This is a genomic window from Endozoicomonas arenosclerae (assembly GCF_001562015.1).
Lineage (GTDB): Bacteria > Pseudomonadota > Gammaproteobacteria > Pseudomonadales > Endozoicomonadaceae > Endozoicomonas_A > Endozoicomonas_A arenosclerae.
This window is the reverse complement of the sequence record NZ_LASA01000289.1, coordinates 1-463: the sequence shown is the minus strand read 5'-3', so window position 1 is coordinate 463 and position 463 is coordinate 1. Positions and strand designations below refer to the sequence as shown.

Below are 463 nucleotides of genomic sequence, written 5' to 3'. Positions count from 1 at the left end.
ACTATATAGTTCGTTAGTTATAGAGTTAAGGAGTGAAATTCAATTTTTAAAAGACACAAATTCAAAACAAAAATCAGAAAACTTCAGCGAAATTGATAGTAGCTATTATGTAAAAAAATACCCTGATGTGTTGAAGTCAGGAATGACTCCCAAGCAACATTATCAGCGATATGGAAAGTTACTAGGTAGAACATTATTACCAGAATAATTTTCTTTTTCATTAAAAATCAACAGAACCAGATAGAGCAACTAGCTTTAATTCATAATTATATCTCTTGGCCATTTTATGAAGAACAACTTCTTTGGAACAAATTTATATCATGCTAAGTTTTGGATTGATGATAAAATAGATGGTCCATCTCTTACGAACCACTTTCTTTCCTTGTTAAGAGAAGGATTAATAAAAGAATTTCTAAGTGATTTAGAACTGATAGAAAACATTGGTATTCCTAGAGGTTTTGAC

The 463-nt window shown here is 29.8% G+C and carries 1 protein-coding gene; it reads left to right on the top strand.

The annotated features are described in order from the left end of the window. The coding region (locus WG89_RS31865; protein ID WP_216638590.1) for a hypothetical protein at positions 1-208 on the top strand (208 nt) is incomplete at its 5' end. Between the last annotated feature and the right edge of the window lie 255 nt (positions 209-463).